Here is a 17,795-nt window from a genome sequence, read left to right on the forward strand (position 1 = left end):
GCCTTATAAGGTCTTTCGGCATCAGGCATTTTCTTGCGCAGAATGAATATACCATAGATAGTCAAAATATAAAATATCAAAACAATAATAATAACGAAATCCAGCAAATCACCATATTTCCCAGTCAAACACAAGAACGAAGCCCATAAACATTGCATCCACAATGCCCAAGCCGGAACGCTAGCCTCATTCAATTCGGCTGCTCTTTTAAGAAACAAACCGTCTTTAGCCATGGTATAATACACTCTGGCTCCCGCCATAATCAAACCATTATTACACGCAAAAGTCGAAATCATAATCATCACCGCAATGATAATCGTTCCCATATCGCCAAAGGTGTGTTGCGAAGCCGCCACAGCCACTCTATCCGAAGGAACAGTCGCAATTTCTTGCAACGGCATCACTGCCAAGTACATCAAATTCGCCAAAATATAAATCACCGTTACGAGAAAAGTCCCTAAGAACAAACTCAGTCCTACATTGCGTTTCGGATTTTTGATTTCACCTGCAATAAAAGTCACTCCAACCCAGGCATCACTCGAGAACAATGAACCTACCATGGCTGCCGAAACACCAGCAATCAAAGCTGTTCCGCCTATAGGCATCCAAGAGTTACTATCTAAATCAAAGGAACGCGTACTCCAGGCATCTGCCCAGTTGGCATTCCAAATTTCGGCTTTTGCCGCCAAAAGAAAACCAAAAACAATCAAACCAAAAAGCGACAAAATCTTAATGACTGTCAAAACAGTTTGCATCATTTTACTGTTTTTCACGCCTCGGCTATTGATGTAGGTGAGTAGAATAATGGTAATTATCGAAACAATTTGCGCCGCATTGAGTTGAAAAGATCCTATTTCAAACAAGATATTTTCGTTGCTGAGCGCTGGAATTAAATAAGCCGAAAATTTAGAGAAACCCACTCCAACGGCAGCAATCGTTCCCGTTTGTATCACCGCAAAGAAACTCCAACCGTAGAGAAACGCAACCAGTTTATTATAGGCTTCCTTAAGATACACATATTGTCCGCCCGCTTTGGGAAACATGGCACTCAACTCGCCATAACTCACAGCAGCAATCATGGTGATTAGTCCCGAAATAACCCAAATCAGGATCAGCCATCCTGCCGAACCGACTTGTCTGGCAATATCAGCACTTACTATAAATATCCCTGAACCAATCATCGAGCCCACAACGAGCATGGTTCCGTCTAATAATCCGAGTTCTCTTTTAAAATGGTCTTGATTTTCTTCTTGCATTTTTTTTGGTTTTTTGGTTTTTTTGGTTTTTTTGGCTAAAGATATACTTTTTTTGGAAATGTGCTTTCGATTCATTTTTAAAACAAAAAAGCTCTAGCGGATTTGTAAAGAATTATCTATATATTTGATTAAAATAAAGATTGGCTCCTACTAGTGTGAGTGTCAAGCTCATAACCACAAACAAAAGCAATAAAATCTATAGAAATAAATAAGATTCCGCAAGCCGCCACGAGCGCTAGCATCGACCGTTGACAACCATTTTACGCATAAACATATAAATTGACATTTTTACTCATTTGTATACTTATAAGTTTACTTATGTAGTAAAAAGTAAACACATGAGTTTACTTTTTATTTTATTTGTAAATAAATATGTTTACATTTGTCTTTGTAAATATCGAATTATGAGAACACAAAAAAAATTATTAATTCAACAACTCGATAAAAAACTGAAACCATTTCAAGGAACTGAAAAAATTATAATTCCTGATCAAGGATGGGTATCAAATATTCGAGTAACGCTTAATATGACTTTAGAGCAATTAGGTCAAAAACTTAATATTACTAGACAAGGCGCTAAAAAAATAGAAGAAAGAGAAGCCACAGGTTCTATTTCTATAAAATCGTTAAAAGAAGTAGGACAAATTTTAGATATGGAATTTGTCTATGGCTTTGTTCCTAAGCGAGGTTCTATAGAAAATTTAGTTAATTACAAAGCTGAAGAATTAGCAAAAAAAATAGTTTTAAGAACAAATCATAACATGAAACTTGAAAATCAAGGAAATAGTGATGAACAGATTAGTCGTGCTATAGATGATTTAGTTGATGAGATTAAAAGAGAAATGAATAAATCACTATGGGATTAGAACTAGAATATGAAGAGGGTCAAACACCATTGAGTGAAGAAGAAAAAGATGGATTATTGATAAAATCAATAACTACACATGCAGAATTAAATGAGCATGAGCAGTTAAATATTGAGCAAGCCGTTAAATGGATTATGCAAAGTAAACTCAATAAAGATAAAGTTCTAACTGAGGATTTTAGTAAAACTTTACATAAAAAAATGCTTGGAAATGTTTGGGCATGGGCAGGTGAATTTAGAAAGTCAGAAAAAAATATTGGAGTAAAATGGATTAACATTGGGGTTGATTTGAAAATGCTTTTAGATGATACAAAATATTGGATAGAAAACGAAACATATTCTCTGGATGAAATTTCAATTCGATTTAAACATAGGCTAGTAAATATTCATTGTTTTCCAAATGGCAATGGAAGGCATTCTAGAATTATGGCCGATATTATTATCGAATCAATATTTAAAAATAAAGTCTTTACATGGAATCATTCGAATATGGTTAAAGCCGATGACACACGAAATAATTATATCAACGCTATCCGAGAAGGAGATAAAGGAGATATAAATCCATTAATTAAATTTGCTAGAGAATGAAAAAAAGCTTACTAACACGCGTCAAAAGCAATCGCTGGTTTTCGGTAAATTGTTCGTTTCTTTATCTTGCGCGAACATCAAGCTCGTGACCACAAATATTTTGGAAAAAATGGAACTATAAAAAAAAACAGTATGAAAAATACTTAGCCATCAAGGTCAAAAAAAACCTTAGTTCACAATTTACGAATTGCATCTTTACTCTCTTTAGTTGCTGGAATTGTAAATGTTGCTGGGTTTTTATCTGTACAAAAACTAACTACAAACGTAACTGGACATTTTGCTTTTTTTGTTGATGAAGTATTTAAACTGAACTTTTGGCAAGGGTTTGTTTATTTTCTATACATTTTTTTCTTTTTTCTAGGTTCAATTGTTTCTAATTTTAGTTGAATTTGTTTCACGAAAAACCGAAAGATACATATATGTCTTTCCTACTTCAATTGAAATTTTAATACTATTAACTATTGGTTTTTTCGGAGAAAAATTAATCACTGAAAATCCAAACATAATTGCATGCAGTTTATTATTTGCAATGGGTTTACAGAATTCCTTAGTGACAAAAATAGCTAACGCAACTGTAAGAACGACGCATCTAACAGGGCTTTTTACAGACTTAGGAATAGAATTATCTCAACTGTTCTTTTATAAAGAAATTGTAATGAAAAAGAAATTATATTCGTCTATAAAACTAAGAGTAACAATCATAAGTTTCTTTTTTATTGGTGGGATATTCTATGCTAAAAATGGGCTCAAAGTATTGATTATTTCTAGTTTAGCATTACTACTCGGATTACTTTATGATAACTTAAAATTAAAGTTACTACTGTTGAATCGAAAATTTAATGTTTAAAAAATACCACAAATAGCCAACAAACGCAAACAAAAATAATTGCAAAGGCTAGTGTAACTTTAAGCTCGTACCCACAAAGCTGAGCAACACAAAACGCACTGCAACCTCACTAGCACATGAGTGCATCGAGTATCTACTTCCATTTTTCATTCTACGATCTGTTGCCTATCTAGAAATACTTGAGTCTTCATTTTGCACAAGTTTTTAGCTATATTTGTTGCTACTATAACGGAAATTTATTTAGCAGACTGATGGTTGTTTGCACCAAAAAAAAACATATGAAAAGAAATTCAGCATTAACAATCATTCTGTTTTTTGTTTTCGTTTGCCTAGGCTATTCGCAGACGAAAATTGAATTAAAAGACAATTGGTATTACCTAAACGGGCAAAAGTTTTTTATAAAAGCTATTGGTTATGAAATAGGAGCTCGCCCTGGACAACATCCTTATGAGGATAAAAAGAAGGATGAACTAGATTTAATGAAATTTGATCTGGAAAACATCAAAAAAGGAGGTTACAATACCATTAGAACATGGAGTCAGTATTCTGAAGCTCAATTGAAACTTGTTCAGAAGTCAGGTTTAAAACTTATTATGGGTATATCCGTAAATCCTGAAGAAAATTACGGAGACCCTAAATTCATAAATTATACTAAAACAGAGCTTAAAAAAGTATTGAGTTATGCCAATAAATACGATTGTATAATTACTTATTTAGTTATTAATGAACCTCAAACAGACCATATTCATAGTGTTACAGGCAAGGCATTTGTTGATTTGATGCAAACCTTAATAGATATGATTCATAGTGAGCATCCAGGAATTCCAGTCACTCTTTCGGCTAATGCTATGATTAGCGATTATTTGAATGAGAGCATTTTTGATGTGTATGCTTATAATTGTTATGACCATACCGAGGGGCAAACAGCCACCATGGGATTTAAAGATTATATTAAAGGATTGTGTGAATTAAACGGATTGAATAAACCATTTATAACTACCGAATTTGGATATTCAGTTTCACCAAAAGGGGGCAATGGCCGTTATGGTTCGAACACTCTAAAACAACAAAGTGATGGGCTAATTTCGAATTATCGCGACCTTATTGATGCGGGTGCGGTGGGTATGTGCCCGTTTTATTATGCAGACGGCTGGTGGAAAGGCGGCGATAAAAGTAATCATAGTTTAAATCAGCCGGAGGAATGGTTCGGTTTCTGGGGTTATCGAGATTTGAACGATAAATATGGCTCACCACGTCCAGTTTGGTTTGCAATGCAAAATTATATGAAGGGGTTGATTATAAGTCCGAAAAACAAATCGATATATACCAATACAACAATTCCTTTGGAACTTTTTAATGACAAAGAAGTAAAAAGAGTTGTTGTAAAATTTCGCGATAAAGTTATCTATGCTAAAAACATAACTAAAGAAGGTTATTTTACCGATCAATTGACCATTGACCCAGTTGGGATAGAAGATATGGAACTCGCTTTCGAATTTTATGACAAGAATAATCAAATCATCAAAAATGAATCCATTAACATTCTGGCTTCAAAAACCGCTTTTGAATTACCTAAATTAACCATTGTGGTGACTCCAGAAAAGGATTTGAATCAAGGAAAAATAGCGAGTATTAAAACCAAAATCGAGACCAATGAAAAATTTAAATTGATTGGAGATTTAAAGCTAAGCTATAACACACACCTTGGATGGGAAATAGGTTCAGAGAAATCAGTTTCTATTAATGATCAATTGGATAAAAAGACAATTACTTATGAAAATTTCTTTAACATCCCCGATAATTGTTGGGTTGTAAACGCATCTGCTGGAATTTCGGTTCAGTATGGCAAGTTTATTTTTCAAATTCATGACCAAAAAATAATTTATCGGGGTAATTGGGCTAAGGAAGTTGGTAGAAAATAATTCGTTGAATACTTTAATGCGAAAAATTGACTTCATTTTATCAATCTAATCTCTACTTCACGATCAATGTACGTCCATTCTTCGGTGGTTCTTAGAGCATACAAAAGTTCTTCAAAAGCATTGGCATCAGTTGGGGCATATTCAAAATAAGTCAAGAAATCAAAGGGCTGACCAATATCACGTGAATGGAATAATTTTCGGGCTATGGCAGGTAAATATTTCATTCCGGTATGGGTGTGTTGCGATTTGTTTTCCATAATTTTCCTTCGCTCATCTTGGGCTAAATTCCACCAAGCCTCCGATTTCCGAATGGGAATAAAAGCGGCAAAAGTTGCCGATGCCCTGCCTAAATCTTCTTGAATCGCAACTAATTTTTCCTTGTCTTCTTTTTCGGTATAACGCAAATTACTGATAACTCCCTTTAATGTCCAAATCCCATTTTCAGATTGCTCTAAAGTGCTGGCTACTTTTTGCAAATGAGTAATGGGAGCCAATACTTCGCCTTTTAAAGTTGTCATGGAAGTAACTTTCCATTCCCCTTGGTTTGAACCTACAAAATCAAAAATTGTTGTTGTCATATTTTTTTTATTTAATAAACCACCTCGGGGCATAGCCCCAGAGGTATTAGCAAAATAACAGCCGCAGATTCACAGATTTTCAAAAATCTTTTTTAATCTGTGACTCGAGACCGAAGGTTGAACAGACGAAGTAATCTGTGGCAAAAAAACCGAAGCAGACCTTCGAGGAATTAAACCTAAAAGAGATTAAAAAACCCTGTTCAGAAAAAAATCAAAACAGGGAATTCATCACTAAACCAAATTAATTCAAACTATTTTTTATACACCATATCCATATCTTCGATAGAGAATTTATCCGTTAACAAATGTAATAATCGGTCTCTAAGTTCAATATATTCAGGTAATTTTACGATTTCAATTTTATTCCTAGGTCTTGGTAAATGCACCTCTTCAATTTCTCTGATGGTGGCTGCTGGACCATCGCTCATAACTACAATTCTATCGGATAAAAACAAGGCTTCTTCGATATCATGCGTAATCATTATAATGGTTTTGTCTCGATTATTCAAATTCCATAGTTTCAACACTTCCAGTTGCATGGAACTTTTTGTAAAAGCATCTAATGCACCAAAAGGCTCGTCAAGCAATAACACTCCTGGGTTAATGGCAAAAGCTCTAGCGATAGCTACTCTTTGCTTCATACCTCCTGACAATTGCCCTGGTAATTTGTCTCGGTGTTCTAATAAATTTACCATTTTAAGATTGTAGTCCACGATTTCGTGTTTTTCTTTTGCAGAGCATTTCATTACGGAATCAACGGCTTGAAAGATATTTTCATGAACAGACAACCACGGCAGTAACGAATAATTTTGAAAAACGATTCCTCTATCAGGCCCTGGGCCTTTTATTATTTTACCATCTAGTTCAACTGAACCTCCAGTAGGGGATAACATTCCAGCAATGGCATTCATTATGGTAGATTTACCACATCCTGAGTGTCCAATAATAGAAACTATTTCTCCTTTCTTAATAGAAAGATTGATATCCGTAACAGCAACATATTTTCCTTTTGGGGTTGGAAACGAAATTTCCAAATCTTTTATTTCTAAATAACTCATTTTTTTAGGGTATTAGGGTTATGGGTATTTATTATGAGGTTGTAGGTTTTCAACTGTAATTAAACTCTTAAACCTTTAAACTCATAAACTTTTTTAAGCTTTATAAGCTACTCTGCTTTCGAAATAAGTGAATATTCTATCTAATAATAATCCGACTACTCCAATTATTATAATCGCCGAAATTACTCTTTCGAGGCTTAGCGCATTCCAGCTGTCCCATACAAAAAATCCGATTCCTGAACCACCAGACAACATTTCACCAGCTACAATTACCAACCAAGCCACACTAATACTCAAGCGTAAACCTGTAATAATGTGAGGTAAACTATACGGAAATAAAATTTTCATCAAATACCTTTTTTTAGAAAAACCAAAGGCTTTAGCGACATTTTTATGATCTTGAGGGATGGAAGCAACACCAAAAGAAGTGTTGATTAATGTTGACCATAAGGATGTAATAAATACAATAAAAACCGTTGCCATTCCTGTATCCTTAAAAACTACTAATCCTATTGGAAACCAAGCTAATGGTGAAACAGGTTTTAATAATTGTACTATTGGATAGAAAACAAGTTTGCATATTTTGTTGGCACCAATCAATATTCCGAGTGGAATTGCGACAAGAGAACCTAATAAAAAATCGCTTAAAACTGTTTTTAAAGAGCTAAACAACTGCAAACCAATTCCTTTGTCGTTAGGCCCGTAATCATAAAATGGATCTATAATCATATCTTTCAAAACGGTTAAAGTAGTTATTGGTGTTGGCAATGCATTATCAGTATAGGCGCTCAACCCTTCCCATAAACCTCCAAAAATGACTAAGCCGAGAGCTGCAAAAAGTACGGATTTTGATTTTTCGAAAACAGCGTTCAAAATCTCAATTCTTTTTTCGTTATTTGGAGCACTTTCTCCAATTGTTTCTTGAACAAAAGCTTTCTTTTGTTCTAAATTAGTTAGGGTTAATGTATTGTTATCAGACATGGTAATGTGATTTAATTTGGTTTTTAGTTTTGAATTTTTAAAACACAACAGTATTTTAGTGACTAAATACTGTTGTGCTATCTATTTATATTATTTTTTTACAAGTTTTAAATAGGCTGATGGATTGTTTGGATCAAAAACGGTTTTATCCATAGTAAGAGAAAAAGGCTTCATATCATCGTTAGGGACTTTAACTTTCATACTTGCGGCAACTTCTGCATACAAATCATCCATTACAATTTTTTCGGCTATAGCTTTATAGTTTGGTTCTTCTTTTAAATACCCAAAACGTACGTATTGCGCCATTGCCCAAATTCCGTGAGACTTACGAGGCATGTTTACCATTCCGCCTTTGTGAAATAACATATAATCATTATCATAGACTTCGATACCTTGGTTACAACCTAGGTTGTAATCGCCCATCAATCTCGCTTCTATAATTTCGGCTGGAGCATTAACATAAGGTGCTTTTCCGATAATCCCCGCCGCTTTTTTTCGATTGGCTGGAACGTCTAACCATTTACAAGCTTCCATAACTGCTTTCATTACTTTTACAAGATCGGATTTGTGTTTTGTGCTAAATTCATTGTTTACCACCAATGCTTTTTCTGGGTGATCTTTCCAGATATCTTGAGTAGCAATTTGAGTAAAACCAATTCCTTGTTTTACGGCAACACCACCCCAAGGCTCACCAACACAGTATCCATCCATGTTACCCACTTTCATGTTTGCCACCATTTGAGGAGGAGGAATCGTAATAATTTTTACTGCTTTTTGATTCAATCCTGCGATCGACATCCAGTTTCGCAACCACAAATCGTGTGTTCCTCCAGGGAAAGTCATCGCAAAAGTGACTTCTTTTTCAGCTTTCAACTTAGCAGCAACTACTGGTGTTACCTTATTCATTTGTTTAAAACCTACTTTACCACAAAAATCATTTGAAAGTGTAATAGCTTGTCCGTTTACGTTAAGCATCATGGCTATTTTCATCAAAGAACCTTCTTTTCCGCCTACTCCTGTATAGACTGAAAAAGGCATAGAATACAAACAATGCGCTCCGTCTAGTTCACCAGTTAAGATTTTATCCCTCACATTTGCCCATGAAGTTTCTTTGGTCAAAACCACCTCAACACCATATTTTTTGAATAATCCTAGTTCTTTTGCCATCACTAATGGCGAGCAATCTGTCAAAGGAATAAATCCTAATTTTACTGGTTCTTGAGCATTTATTGCGGTAAAAGCAGTTGCCAGCGTTAGCATCAATGCTAAAAATGTAGTTTTGAAATTTATTGAATATTTTTTCATCTTATTTATTATTTAATTTTTAAAATTCTTTAGAATTACATTTTTTTAGTATTCAAGAAATTGGGTGTTACTTTCAACATGATGTAAGCAAATTGTGCCGTTAATTTTGGATTCACTACAGCTTTAACCTTAGCCATCGTGTTGGTTGCAGCCATTACTGAATAACCAGCCTCGATATTGATAACTTTAGTAAAGTTATATCTAGCCATAAGGTCAACCTCAGTACCTAGATATGGCGTTTTATCACCTGCAAGTTTAGCAGCTGATTCAAACCCGTGAACATCTAAAAATAAACTCAATTTATCACTAGCTAGGTATTTTGCTTTTGCATAGTAGTTCAACAAACCTTGATTTCCAAATCCACTAGCTACGTAGAAGAAATCCATATAACCCCAGAATTTGTGTGGTGTTCCATACAAAGGGTCAAACTGATTGTTTTGAGTAGCTGCAGTAGTTCCGTCTGTTCCAGATAAATAATCAGCACCAGCACCTAAAAATAACTTTCTATTTACTTGGTATGTTGCAGTTAAAGATGCTAGTCTAGCGCTAATTGTTTTGCCTACTTTATCATGTCCGCCTTGGTAATAAAAACTACCGTTTAGATTTAATTTACGCGTTGGATTTACATTGTAGTAAACACCAGTTGTAGTTCTTGAATTTACACCGTCAATAATTGTTGGAGTCGCTACTGTTCCTGTAAATTTGCTAAAATCATCTTTAAAGAATAAGAATGACATATCACCGAAGAAGAATTTTCTACCTATATATGCATATTGAAAAGATTTATAAGCATGTCCTATAGCATTTGTTCCAGCAGGATATGTTCCAGGTTGTCCATTATAAGAAGTACCACTACTTTGCTCAGATCTTTGGTTGAAAGCAGCCCCTAAGTCAACAGTCCAACCTTTATTAGCATATTTTAAGACAATCGCATCATGTCTTCTGGCTTGTTGCAACCAATCTAAACTTCCAAGGACTTTTTGATCATCATACGAAATTTCTTGACGCCCAATTTTTAACGAAAAGTTTTGAATCGTACTAAGGGTATCAATCAAACTAAGATCGGTCCATGCCTCATGAAGTAATAAACCATCATTAGCATCTGAGGTAACCCTGTTGGTAGTAGAAGCGTCTTGCCCCCAAACTCGAACATCTTGCAAAGACGCATAGATTTTATATCGATATCCTGCGAAACCTACATTTAATCTTGTTCTTTGATTTGTAAACAGGGCACCTCTTTTTCCATCTTGTAATAAAGTACCAAATCCACCTCTAGCTTCAGTTCTTTCTCTAAACTGCCCAGTAACCGTTAATTGAGCGTGCGAAACATTTTGTCCCAGCACCAATAAAGAAATTCCTAAAAAAATTGATTTTGAAAAACTATTCTTTGCTGTTTTTCCATTTTTAAATCCTTCGATTTTTTGCAATGTTGTAGTAATCTTTAGCATAATCATTTTATTTAAATTAGTATGAAACAAATATACGTAAGTATTAATACTTAGTTTAATGATTATTGACGTAAGTAAATCATCTTTTAATACATAAATCAAAAATGATAAGTTGGTTATTAAACTGTTTTTTAGCAGTTAAGTGTATTGAAATACTGATTTACAAGGTAAAATCAAATAAACGTAGTGTATCAAAAATAAAAATATACCTAATTTATCTACTTAGTGCTTAGATAAATTAGGTATAATAAGAAAGTAAAATCAAATAGAAATAGGTGTTTTTAAAAAAATTATAAGTATTTATGTTCCTTAATTTCTGAACGTAATTTTTCAACATTCAAGAGCCCTATTTTTTTGCCGACAGTTTTAATTAGCATTTCTTTTTTTAGACTAGAAATCACACGAATCACCTGCTCATCAGTAGTTCCAGCAAAGTCAGCTATTTCTTTTCTAGACAAATCAAGATCAATTACTCCCTTTTCTTGTCCGAATTTTCGATGCATATATAATAAGGTGTCTATAACTCGCTCTCGAACACTCATATGGACAATTTTTCGGATATTATTTTCGCTTTTATTAAGCTCATCCGCATAAAACAACATTAAATCAAAAGTGAATTCTGGAACAGAATGTAGTATTTCTAAAATATGATCATTATTGAAATTGCATAAAATTGTATCTTCAAGAGCATAAGCCCCAATTAAATAGCGTTTTCCGGTACCAAAACCTCTAAACCCAACAGTGTCGCCATCTTTAGTCATTCTAACGATTTGTTCTCTTCCGTTAATTCCTGTCTTTACGGTTTTTGCTTTTCCTTTATAAATAAAATATAAACCTTGTGTTGGTGATCCTTCAATAATAAATTGTTGTCCTTTTTTACAAAGAAAACTGTATTTGTTTTCAATATAATTTTTCATTTTGTCCAAATGAAGATGTTTTTTTATAAAACAATTTTCATTGACACAAGAATTACAATGGGCTACATTTTCTTTCATAAAACAAATTTAAAAAAGAATTTTGAATTCATACGTATAAATACGTAAAAATACTTATTTTTACACATTCAAAAACTAAAAAGTAGCTACTATTTAGTTTTATGATTAATAAAATAATCGATAATGCAAAATTCAGAAATCAAAACTACCTGTTCGTATTGTGGTGTAGGCTGCGGAATTATTGTACATAACGACCAAAAAAACGGAGTGACCGTAACTGGCGACAAGGATCACCCAGTCAACAAAGGTATGCTTTGTTCAAAAGGTATGAATCTACATTATGTAGTGAATGACACTTCTGACCGAATCCTGTACCCAGAAATGCGGTGGAGCAAATCCCACCCAAAGGAACGAGTAAGTTGGGACGAAGGCCTAGAACGTGCCGCAGCTGTTTTTAGTTCTATGATCCGTAAATATGGACCCGATAGTGTGGGTTTTTATATTTCTGGTCAATGTCTTACAGAAGAATATTATTTGGTGAACAAATTGGTCAAAGGGTTTCTAAAAACCAATAATATAGATACCAACTCTCGTTTGTGTATGAGCTCTGCTGTTGCTGGGTATAAAAAAACTTTTGGAGAAGATTCAGTACCCATTGCTTATGATGACATTGAGTTAGCCGATACATTTCTTATTACTGGAGCAAATCCAGCATGGTGCCACCCTATTCTATTTCGTAGAATCGAAATGCACAAAGAGAAAAACCCTAAAGTAAAAATTATAGTTATCGATCCCCGTAAAACAGATTCTGCATTAGCAGCTGATTTACATTTACAAATTATTCCGGGTTCTGACATTATTTTATATCATGCCTTCGCTAAAAGACTTATAGAAAAAGGGTATGCCGATACTGATTTTATAAAAAACCATACCGAAAATTACCAACTCTATAAGGACTTAGTTCTTTCTAGTTCTTTTGAAAAAGCCTCAAAGTTATGCGGTATTTCTGTTAATGAAATAAAAATGGCTGCTGATATTATCGGAAAAGCCAAAGGATTCATTTCGCTTTGGGCAATGGGACTGAATCAAAGTGCTATTGGTGTTGACAAAAACACGGCGCTACTAAACCTTTCGTTACTGACTGGTCATGTTGGAAAACCAGGTTCTGGACCTTTTTCGTTAACCGGGCAGCCTAACGCTATGGGTGGTCGTGAAGTAGGGGGCATGGCTAATTTACTTGCGGTTCATAAAGAATTAAATAATCCGTTACATCGCAAAGAAGTAGCTGATTTTTGGGGGGTTAGTGAAATTTCAGATAAGCCTGGATTGACTGCAACAGAAATGTTTGATGCTTTAGAATCTGGAAAAATGAAAGCAATCTGGATCATTTGCACTAATCCATTAGTAAGTTTACCCGAGGCTAGACGCGTAGAAAAAGCCTTGGCGAATGCCAAATTTGTGGTTGTTCAAGATATTTCACACAATTCAGACACCACAAAATACGCCGATTTATTGTTGCCCGCAGCTGGATGGCTTGAGAAAGATGGTACGATGACCAATTCTGAAAGAAGAATTTCTTATTTACCAAAGGGCATAAATCCTCCAGGGGAAGCGCTACCGGATACTGAAATTCTGATTCGATTTGCCAAAAAAATGAAATTTAGCGGTTTCAATTTCAATACCACCGAGGATATATACAAAGAGTATTGTTTGATGACTAAAGATTCAAATATCGATATCTCGTTTTTAAATTATAATCGACTGATCAACGAAGGAACTTTCCAATGGCCTGTTTCTGATTATGGACATCCAGGTACGCCGCGTTTGTTTGCGGATAAAAAATTCTTTACCCCTTCAAAGAAAGCCATTTTTAATATACCTACTTCTATAGAAAACACTTCGGTACCGCCGAATAGAGAATTTCCGTTTATATTAACAACAGGGCGAATTCGAGATCAATGGCATACGATGACCAAAACCGGAAAAGTATCTCGACTGATGACTCATATCCAGAGTCCGCTGTTAGAAATAAACCCAATTGATGCCTATAAATCAAAAATTGAAAACGGAGATATAGTAGTAGTAACTAACAAAAACGGAATCGTAAGAGTAAAAGCTAAGGTGTCAGACTCCATTAGAGAAGGTGTTGTATTCTTGCCAATGCATTGGGGGAAACAATTAGAAAATGACCTCATTAGAACGAATAATTTAACCAATACTGTTGTTGATCCTACTTCAAAAGAGCCCGATTTTAAATACACAACTGTAGCAATAGCTAAATACATCAAACCGTTTGAGAAAATTGCAGTGGTTGGTGCGGGTGCAGCTGCTTTTAGATTTATTCAAAACTATAGAGAAATAAATACAACCGATGAAATAATTGTTTTTTCTAATGAGGAAAATCCATTTTATAATCGGGTTTTATTACCTGAATATGTCACAGCCGAATTATCGTGGGAACAACTTTTAAAAATTAAAGATGAGGCTCTTAAAAAGTTAAATATCACGATGAAAACGATGGTTTCGATTGATAAAATCAATGCGAAAGACAATCAAATCATAGACAGTGATGGCGAAACACATACCTTTGATTCCTTAATTTTAGCAACAGGTAGTCGCCCTTTTATTCCTGAAAATGCCCAATTGCATTTGCCTGGGCGTTTTACAATGCGAAAAAAGACAGATGCTGACAAATTAAAATCCTATTTAGACAACACAAACCTAATACCTGAAGAACAACATGTTGTGATCGTTGGCGGTGGATTATTAGGATTAGAACTAGCTGCAGCTTTAAAACATAAAAAAGTTAAAATTACGATAATCCAAAGAGCATCCCGTTTAATGGAACGTCAATTAGACCGAGTATCTAGCAAATTATTAGCCGAAGAAGTACAAATCAGGGACATTCAAATATATTTTGACAATGAGGTAAGCACCGTATTTGAAACCGAAAATCCGAATGAAATTGAAATCGCCCTCAAAAGTGGACGAATCATCATTGCTAATGCTATTGTTTACACCATTGGAACGATTCCGAATATTGAACTTGCCAAAGAATCAGGAATAGCATGTGGACGTGGCGTAAAAGTGAATCAATACCTTCAATCTTCTAACCCGGCTGTTTATGCTATTGGGGAAATTGCAGAATTCAATAATCAGTTATTCGGAATCACATCGGCTGCAGAAGAACAAGCCGATATATTAGCGAACTTCTTAGCAGGAGATATTAGTAGTTTTTATAAAGGATCAGTTTTGATGAATATCCTAAAACTTGAAGATATTAATTTATGCAGTATTGGCGAAATTGAAATTCCAGATAATGACGACTCTTATGAAGAAATAGTATTTGCTGATTTAGGAAAACGCTATTATAAAAAATGTGTAGTCAAAAATGATTTGCTCATTGGTGCCATTCTGATGGGTGATAAAAATGAATTTGCTGAATTTAAAACCCTTATTGAAAGTAAAATTGAACTTGCTGACAAAAGAAATACCTTATTAAGAGGAAGATCTGACGCCAAACCTGTTTTAGGGAAACTAGTCTGTTCTTGTAGTCAAGTAGGAAAAGGAAATATAGAAGACTGCATAAAAAGTGGTGTTACTAATTTTACCGAATTGTGCAAAACTACCGGCGCAGGATTAGGTTGTGGAAGTTGCAAAACCGAAGTGAAAGAGATATTAGCTAAATGTAAATGAGATTCAGTCGGCAGATTTCAGGTTGCAGTTAGCAGTAAAAACCTGAAATTTGAAATCTGACTCGAGCGTCAGCGAACTGACGAAGTAAATCTGAAATCTGAAAAAAAATGGAACTAACAAGATTAATTATTAAAGGTGGTGTGATTTCTCCAGGCGAATTAAGCGAAATTGTAAACATGGGTCTTGAACAAGGCTTAAAAGCAATCTCATTTGGTTCAAGACAAGATATTATTTTTCCTGAAGGTTTTAAATCCATAGATAAAGAAAAAACAGGAAAACATCTTATTGTATATCCCGATGAAAAAAGCGGAAACAATATTGTAACCTCCTATGTATCAACCGATATTTTTAGAAATACCACTTGGTTAACAGGAAATAAATTTTTGTACATTTTAGAACAATTCAAAGACCAACCCTCTCTTAAAGTAAATATTACAGACCCAAAACAACAACTAGTTCCGCTGTTTACTGGTCACATAAATTATATTGCTTCTGATCATGAAGACTATTGGTATGTCTACATCCGTTTGCCAAAATGGGAAAAAATGGAATTGTATCCAGTGCTTGTTTATAGCTGGAATATTGCCGAAGTATATTATGCTATCGAAAAAATTCTTGACGAAGAACCCGACTCTGTTGATATGATTTTCCAATTAGTAAATGAATTTTTAGATTCTAATAATAGAACTATTGACAAACCTTTACATATTCCGTTTTATCCGTTCCCGTATTACGAAGGGATGAATAAATTGGGTATAGATCAATATTGGCTTGGTTTGTATTGGCGAAATAACCTCTATGATTTAGAATTTTTGAAAGAAATGTGCGATTTGTGTTTTGACTGCAAAATTGGTAAAATATGCATCACACCCTGGAAATCCTTTATTGTAAAGGGAATTCCAAATACCAGAAAAATAGATTGGGAAAAGTTTTTAGGAAAAAAAGGAATCAATGTTAGACATTCATTATTAGAACTCAACTGGCACTTACCCGTTTCAGAAGAATGGGCACTCAACCTCAAAACATTTTTAGTAAGAACCTTAGATCAATTTGACATTAGTACTTATGGACTTACCTTTGGCTTGTCTGATTATAATCGCGAGGGACATTATTTTACCTCAGTTGTTGTCGAAAAAAATGATATTCCGAAAGAATTAGAATCTATAAAAATTCGGGACACATTTAATGTTTTATATGCTAAAAATTTTGACCCCAACACCAAAGAATACATAGTTATTGCTCAAGATGTTGACAAGCTTGAACTACCGAATATATTGATTGAATTGAGTAAAAAATATTTTGAGGAACTGGGGAATTCAGTGCTTGAATTAACCAATACAACAACTAAAAAAGAAAAAACAGAACAAGTTGTTCATCAATGTTCAGAATGTTTAACTATTTACAATTCAGATTTTGGAGATGTAATACAAGGAATTCCGAAAGATGTTTTGTTTAAAGATTTACCCGAAGATTACTGTTGTTCATTGTGTGAATCTCCTAAAATAAATTTTGCTGAATTGGTCATAAATGTCTAATTTGGCATTTACTATAATCTAAAATAAACCTCTAAAATGGATTCTATTTTCAAAACTGTTAGTTCATCGCATATCAGTATTTCAGAACTAATGTTGCCTTCACATACTAATTTTAGTGGTAAAATTCACGGAGGCTATATTCTATCATTACTGGATCAAATTGCCTTTGCCTGTGCCTCGAAATATTCAGGAAATTACTGCGTGACGGCTTCTGTAGATACGGTCAATTTTTTGTTACCTATTGAAGTTGGCGAATTGGTCACCATGAAAGCAAGCGTTAATTATGTTGGAAAAAGTTCGATGATTGTAGGCATTCGTGTAGAAGCCGAAAACATTAGAACTGGCGTTATAAAACACTGTAATTCTTCTCACTTTACGATGGTTTCTAAAGACAATGACGGAAATAACGCTCCCGTTCCTGGACTCATTCTCACTAATCTTAAAGAAGTGAGTCGTTTTCAAAACTGCTTGAAACAAATTGCCATGAAAAAACTAAGAGATGAGCAACGAAGTGTAGCCTCCTTTGGCTCTATCGAAAGCATTTTGAGCGAAAATAAATATAACGTTAGGGTCGATTTGCAGTAATTAACGTGTCGCTGCCTGTGGTCTGTTGTGGAAGTTCGTAAGCAGATAGCGCGGATTTGCAAACCGTGCCCACTCCAATTGGCGACTAAAACAAATCAAGTAAAACTATTGCTAAATCATTATCTAAACCGGCATAATTTCTAGCAGAGCTAAAATAATAATCTTCTGTCAGTGCCACAATTTTATCTTTTACAGG

At 34.4% G+C, this 17,795-nt stretch carries 15 protein-coding genes and 1 pseudogene; 8 read left to right on the plus strand and 8 right to left on the minus strand.

Annotated elements, in window-relative coordinates:
- On the minus strand, window positions 1–1,256 hold a 1,256-nt coding region (locus tag ACKVOD_RS11645; protein ID WP_409209652.1), incomplete at its 3' end, for an APC family permease.
- 404 nt (window positions 1,257–1,660) lie between these two features.
- Between ACKVOD_RS11645 and ACKVOD_RS11650 the strand changes: the two genes are divergently transcribed.
- From ACKVOD_RS11650 to ACKVOD_RS11670, 5 genes are all read left to right on the plus strand, one after another.
- Window positions 1,661–2,122: a mobile mystery protein A gene (locus tag ACKVOD_RS11650; RefSeq protein WP_409209639.1), complete on the plus strand. Its 462-nt coding sequence runs from the start codon at window positions 1,661–1,663 to the stop codon at window positions 2,120–2,122.
- Window positions 2,113–2,709: a mobile mystery protein B gene (locus tag ACKVOD_RS11655; protein WP_409209640.1), complete on the plus strand. Its 597-nt coding sequence runs from the start codon at window positions 2,113–2,115 to the stop codon at window positions 2,707–2,709. Before ACKVOD_RS11650 ends, ACKVOD_RS11655 begins: the two co-directional genes overlap by 10 nt.
- A gap of 216 nt (window positions 2,710–2,925) precedes the next feature.
- The gene (locus tag ACKVOD_RS11660; protein ID WP_409209653.1) at window positions 2,926–3,096 is read left to right on the plus strand and encodes a hypothetical protein; all 171 of its coding nucleotides are present in this window, start codon (window positions 2,926–2,928) and stop codon (window positions 3,094–3,096) included.
- A complete protein-coding gene (locus ACKVOD_RS11665) occupies window positions 3,077–3,556 on the plus strand; it encodes a YoaK family protein (protein ID WP_409209641.1) in 480 nt (159 codons plus the stop codon). The genes ACKVOD_RS11660 and ACKVOD_RS11665 overlap by 20 nt, the downstream gene beginning before the upstream one ends.
- 278 nt (window positions 3,557–3,834) lie before the next feature.
- The gene (locus tag ACKVOD_RS11670; protein WP_409209642.1) at window positions 3,835–5,478 is read left to right on the plus strand and encodes a hypothetical protein; all 1,644 of its coding nucleotides are present in this window, start codon (window positions 3,835–3,837) and stop codon (window positions 5,476–5,478) included.
- 32 nt (window positions 5,479–5,510) lie between these two features.
- Here the strand turns inward: ACKVOD_RS11670 and ACKVOD_RS11675 are convergent, their stop codons facing one another.
- From ACKVOD_RS11675 to ACKVOD_RS11700, 6 genes are all read right to left on the minus strand, one after another.
- On the minus strand, window positions 5,511–6,056 hold the full coding sequence (locus ACKVOD_RS11675) for a chlorite dismutase family protein (RefSeq protein WP_409209643.1): 546 nt from the start codon (window positions 6,054–6,056) through the stop codon (window positions 5,511–5,513).
- Between the two features lie 251 nt (window positions 6,057–6,307).
- A complete protein-coding gene (locus ACKVOD_RS11680) occupies window positions 6,308–7,114 on the minus strand; it encodes an ABC transporter ATP-binding protein (RefSeq protein ID WP_409209644.1) in 807 nt (268 codons plus the stop codon).
- Between the two features lie 93 nt (window positions 7,115–7,207).
- Window positions 7,208–8,095 carry a nitrate ABC transporter permease gene (ntrB, locus tag ACKVOD_RS11685; RefSeq protein WP_409209645.1) on the minus strand — a complete coding sequence of 296 codons (888 nt, stop codon included), beginning with the start codon at window positions 8,093–8,095 and terminating at the stop codon, window positions 7,208–7,210.
- Between the two features lie 90 nt (window positions 8,096–8,185).
- On the minus strand, window positions 8,186–9,400 hold the full coding sequence (locus tag ACKVOD_RS11690; protein ID WP_409209646.1) for a CmpA/NrtA family ABC transporter substrate-binding protein: 1,215 nt from the start codon (window positions 9,398–9,400) through the stop codon (window positions 8,186–8,188).
- A gap of 35 nt (window positions 9,401–9,435) precedes the next feature.
- Window positions 9,436–10,848, minus strand: coding sequence for an alginate export family protein (locus tag ACKVOD_RS11695; RefSeq protein ID WP_409209647.1), 1,413 nt, complete (start codon window positions 10,846–10,848; stop codon window positions 9,436–9,438).
- 290 nt (window positions 10,849–11,138) lie between these two features.
- On the minus strand, window positions 11,139–11,843 hold the full coding sequence (locus ACKVOD_RS11700) for a Crp/Fnr family transcriptional regulator (protein ID WP_409209648.1): 705 nt from the start codon (window positions 11,841–11,843) through the stop codon (window positions 11,139–11,141).
- 123 nt (window positions 11,844–11,966) lie between these two features.
- On the opposite strand from ACKVOD_RS11700, the gene ACKVOD_RS11705 reads away from it, so the two are divergent.
- The 3 genes from ACKVOD_RS11705 (at window position 11,967) to ACKVOD_RS11715 (ending at window position 17,599) form a co-directional block, all read left to right on the plus strand.
- Window positions 11,967–15,479 carry a molybdopterin-dependent oxidoreductase gene (locus ACKVOD_RS11705; RefSeq protein WP_409209649.1) on the plus strand — a complete coding sequence of 1,171 codons (3,513 nt, stop codon included), beginning with the start codon at window positions 11,967–11,969 and terminating at the stop codon, window positions 15,477–15,479.
- Window positions 15,480–15,586: 107 nt separating this feature from the next.
- On the plus strand, window positions 15,587–17,014 hold the full coding sequence (locus ACKVOD_RS11710) for a rubredoxin (RefSeq protein ID WP_409209650.1): 1,428 nt from the start codon (window positions 15,587–15,589) through the stop codon (window positions 17,012–17,014).
- Between the two features lie 36 nt (window positions 17,015–17,050).
- Entirely contained in the window at window positions 17,051–17,599 is a 549-nt protein-coding gene (locus tag ACKVOD_RS11715) for an acyl-CoA thioesterase (protein ID WP_409209651.1), read from the plus strand.
- A gap of 85 nt (window positions 17,600–17,684) precedes the next feature.
- Here the strand turns inward: ACKVOD_RS11715 and ACKVOD_RS11720 are convergent.
- Window positions 17,685–17,795 (minus strand): annotated as a pseudogene (locus ACKVOD_RS11720) (transposase); the annotation flags it as partial.

The sequence above is a fragment of the Flavobacterium sp. genome (assembly GCF_046155325.1).
GTDB lineage: Bacteria > Bacteroidota > Bacteroidia > Flavobacteriales > Flavobacteriaceae > Flavobacterium.

What these genes read in the sequence shown, in the direction of transcription:
- ntrB (WP_409209645.1), bottom strand. Translation starts at nt 8,095, where the DNA reads ATGTCTGATAACAATACATTAACCCTAACTAATTTAGAACAAAAGAAA.
- ACKVOD_RS11715 (WP_409209651.1), top strand. Translation starts at nt 17,051, where the DNA reads ATGGATTCTATTTTCAAAACTGTTAGTTCATCGCATATCAGTATTTCA.
- ACKVOD_RS11670 (WP_409209642.1), top strand. Translation starts at nt 3,835, where the DNA reads ATGAAAAGAAATTCAGCATTAACAATCATTCTGTTTTTTGTTTTCGTT.
- ACKVOD_RS11655 (WP_409209640.1), top strand. Translation starts at nt 2,113, where the DNA reads ATGGGATTAGAACTAGAATATGAAGAGGGTCAAACACCATTGAGTGAA.
- ACKVOD_RS11650 (WP_409209639.1), top strand. Translation starts at nt 1,661, where the DNA reads ATGAGAACACAAAAAAAATTATTAATTCAACAACTCGATAAAAAACTG.
- ACKVOD_RS11695 (WP_409209647.1), bottom strand. Translation starts at nt 10,848, where the DNA reads ATGCTAAAGATTACTACAACATTGCAAAAAATCGAAGGATTTAAAAAT.
- ACKVOD_RS11690 (WP_409209646.1), bottom strand. Translation starts at nt 9,400, where the DNA reads ATGAAAAAATATTCAATAAATTTCAAAACTACATTTTTAGCATTGATG.
- ACKVOD_RS11675 (WP_409209643.1), bottom strand. Translation starts at nt 6,056, where the DNA reads ATGACAACAACAATTTTTGATTTTGTAGGTTCAAACCAAGGGGAATGG.
- ACKVOD_RS11700 (WP_409209648.1), bottom strand. Translation starts at nt 11,843, where the DNA reads ATGAAAGAAAATGTAGCCCATTGTAATTCTTGTGTCAATGAAAATTGT.
- ACKVOD_RS11705 (WP_409209649.1), top strand. Translation starts at nt 11,967, where the DNA reads ATGCAAAATTCAGAAATCAAAACTACCTGTTCGTATTGTGGTGTAGGC.
- ACKVOD_RS11680 (WP_409209644.1), bottom strand. Translation starts at nt 7,114, where the DNA reads ATGAGTTATTTAGAAATAAAAGATTTGGAAATTTCGTTTCCAACCCCA.
- ACKVOD_RS11710 (WP_409209650.1), top strand. Translation starts at nt 15,587, where the DNA reads ATGGAACTAACAAGATTAATTATTAAAGGTGGTGTGATTTCTCCAGGC.